Source organism: Microbispora sp. NPDC049633 (genome assembly GCF_040675265.1).
Lineage (GTDB): Bacteria > Actinomycetota > Actinomycetes > Streptosporangiales > Streptosporangiaceae > Microbispora > Microbispora maris.
The window spans coordinates 1-2917 of the sequence record NZ_JBFAOO010000372.1 but is presented as its reverse complement, the minus strand read 5'-3'; the positions used below and the strand labels follow the sequence as shown (position 1 = coordinate 2917).

Below are 2917 nucleotides of genomic sequence, written 5' to 3'. Positions count from 1 at the left end.
CCTCGCGCTCGTCCGATCCCGCGCGGGCGATGGCGCTGAGCGCGAGGTCTCGGCCAGGGCGGCGAGCCGCCGGGCGACGGCCACGTCCCGCTGCCGCTCGGCGGACGACTTCTGGTCGAGGGCCAGCCCGGCCGAGGCCGCCGCGACCACCGCGAGCACGGCGAGCGCGGCGGTGAGGCGGCGCCGCCGCCGGGCGCGGAGCCGGGCGAGCGCCCGGGACTCGTCGAGGAACGCCTTCTCCAGCGTGTTCAGCGTGACGTGGTGGCGCGTGGTGGCCGCCCAGCCGAGCGCGGTCTCCAGCGCCGTCCCCTGGTAGAGGTCGCCGGGCCGCCGCCCGTGCCGGTCCCACAGGCGGGCGGCCTCGGTCAGGGGCCGCTGCACGCGCAGGCCCGCGCGGTCCGCGTCGACCCACCCGTGCAACCGGGGCCAGGCCCGCAGCAGCGCGGCGGCGGCGAGGGCGACCGTCTCGCCGTCCCGCACGACGAGATCGGCGCGGGCGAAGCCGGACAGCACGCGGGAGGCGGTCTCCCGGTCGACCACGCCGTCGAGAAGCTCGTCCTCCGGCACCCGCCGGGGCAGGTCGTCGCCGCCCTCCCCCGGCGCGACCATCCGCAGCATGATCCGCGGTACCAGCGCCTGGTCCGCCGGAGCGAGCGCGCCGTACGCCTCCTCGGCCACGGCCGCGAGCGAAGGTGGCGCGAGAGCCCGGGACGGCCCTGTGCCCCCGCCCTCGGCCGTACGGGTGCCCTCCGCGAGCAGCGCCTCGCCCCGGCCGTACGGATGGCCGAGCAGCGCGGCGAGGAGGACGGCCGCCTCGGGCCTGGCCTCCGGGTTCTTGTCGAGCGCCCGGGCCACCAGACCGCGCAGCGGCTCCCGCAGCGCCGTCAGATCCGGTTCGGCGGCCAGGATGCGGTGCAGCAGGGCCGCCACCCCGGTCAGCGCCTGCCCCGGCGGGCCGGGAGCGGCGCCGGGTACCGGCAGTGGCGTGATCCCCTCGGAGAACGGCTCACGGCCGGTGGCGGCGAACAGCGTCACCGCTCCCCACGCCCAGATGTCGACGGCGGGACCCGCCCGGGCCCCGACCACGATCTCCGGGGCCATGAAGGCCGGTGTGCCGGCGACGTGGCCCGTCGTCGTCAGCGACATGTCGGCGGTCCTGGCGATGCCGAAGTCGATGACCCGCGGGCCGTCCGGGCCGATCAGCACGTTGTCCGGTTTGAGGTCGCGATGGATCACCGACGCCTCGTGGATGGCGGCCAGCGCCGTCGCGATGCCCGTGGCGAGGCGGTGCAGCTCCTCCGGCCCGTACGGCCCGTTCCGCGCGACCGCCGCGCGCAGGCTGGGCCCGGCGACGAACTCGCTCACGATGTACGGCCGGGGGCCTTCCAAGTCGGCGAAGATGACCCGGGCCGTGCAGAACGGCGCGACCCGGCGCGCGGCGTCGACCTCCTTGGCGAACCGCGCCCGCGCCTGCTCGTCCTCCGTCCCGCCCGCAGGGCGCAGGACCTTGACGGCGACCCGCTGCCCGGCCTCGTCGTACGCCTCGTAGACGACGCCCTGCCCGCCCTCGCCCAGGCGGCCGGCGAGCCAGTAGCCGCCGAGCCTGCGCGGGTCGCCGGGGAGCAGGACGGTCACCATCCGGACCTCCCGCCAGCCGCGGACCGCTTGCCCCGATCGTGCTACGGGCGCGCGCCGCCGCCAAGACCGGACGGGTGATCCGTACCTCACCCTCGGGCGGCCGGCCGCCTCATCTGCCCTGGTGATGCGCGAGCAGCCGGGTGAGCAGGCGGGTCAGGGTCTGCCTGTCCTCGGCCGGAAGCGGTCCGAGCAGGTCGTCCTGCACCTTGTCCAGCGCCCGGTCCATCCGTCGCAGCTGCTCGTCACCCGCGGCGGTGAGGGCCACGATGTTGCGCCTGCGGTCGTCCGGGTCCGGCGTCCGCTCGACGAAACCCTGCCCGGCCAGCTGATTGATCGCCGCCACCACGTCGCTGCGGTCCATGCTGCACCGGCGGCCGAGCTCGGCCTGACTGGCCACCCCGAACTCGTGCAGGGCGGCCAGGATCCGGTAGTGGTACCCGCGTGCGCCCACCTCGCCGAAGCCGTCGGACGCCAGCCGGTGGGCGTGCACCGCCAGCTGGGTGAGCAGCCAGCTACTCGCCGGTCGGCCAGCTGGCCTGGATCGCCGAGCGCTTCGCCCAGTGGACCGACCCTCGCTCGCGGATCAGCGACGAGCGGATGCTCACCGACGTTTCGCTGTACTGGCTCACCGCCACCGCGGCCTCCTCGGCGCGGCTGCACCGCGACGCCCCGCGGCGGACCGAGCCGTGCCCGGTGCCGGTCGGCGTGGCGGTGTTCGCGCACGACATCACGCAGTCGGTGCGCCCGCTGGCCGAGCGGCTGTACGACATCAGGCACTGGTCGGAGTTCGAGCGCGGCGGCCACTTCGCCGCGATGGAGGTGCCGGACCTGCTCGCCGAGAACGTTCGCGACTTCTTCCTCACCTGCGGCGCCCCAATCGCCGCCGCCCGGGCCGAAAGTCCCACGATCACGGGACTTCGGGGCGGATACGGCGTGCCGTACGGCACCTGCGGCGGGGCGGGTGATCGCGGTTTGCTTGAGGCGTCGAAAAAGAGCAGCAAGACGTTGAAAGGGGCCGGTCATGGCCACCATCGAAAGGCGTAACCAGAGGACTCACCTCCACGCCGCCACCACCGCGCCCCAGACGACCACCGGCACCGGGCCCGCCCGCTACGCCTGGGCCGCCGCCCGCATCGCCATCGGCTGGGTGTTCCTGTGGGCCTTCCTGGACAAGACCTTCGGCTTCGGCTTCGCCACCCCCGCCGCCAAGGCCTGGACCAACGGCGCCAGCCCCACCACCGGCTTCCTCAAAGGCACCGCCGACAACACCTTCGGCACC

Annotated in this window: 3 protein-coding genes and 1 pseudogene; 2 read left to right on the top strand and 2 right to left on the bottom strand. The window is 75.1% G+C overall.

All coding sequences use genetic code 11. The features are described 5' to 3' along the window. Nucleotides 1-1638: serine/threonine-protein kinase (locus AB0J39_RS38985; protein WP_363474175.1), on the bottom strand; the 1638-nt coding region annotated here is incomplete at its 3' end. A 109-nt stretch (nt 1639-1747) separates the two neighbouring features. Continuing rightward, the gene (locus tag AB0J39_RS38980; RefSeq protein ID WP_363474173.1) at nt 1748-2128 is read right to left on the bottom strand and encodes a MarR family transcriptional regulator; all 381 of its coding nucleotides are present in this window, start codon (nt 2126-2128) and stop codon (nt 1748-1750) included. Nucleotides 2129-2235: 107 nt separating this feature from the next. Between AB0J39_RS38980 and AB0J39_RS38975 the strand changes: the two genes are divergently transcribed. After that, nucleotides 2236-2682: a hypothetical protein gene (locus tag AB0J39_RS38975; protein WP_363474171.1), complete on the top strand. Its 447-nt coding sequence runs from the start codon at nt 2236-2238 to the stop codon at nt 2680-2682. Next, nucleotides 2660-2917 (top strand): annotated as a pseudogene (locus AB0J39_RS38970) (hypothetical protein); the annotation flags it as partial. The gene AB0J39_RS38975 and the pseudogene AB0J39_RS38970, both read left to right, overlap by 23 nt.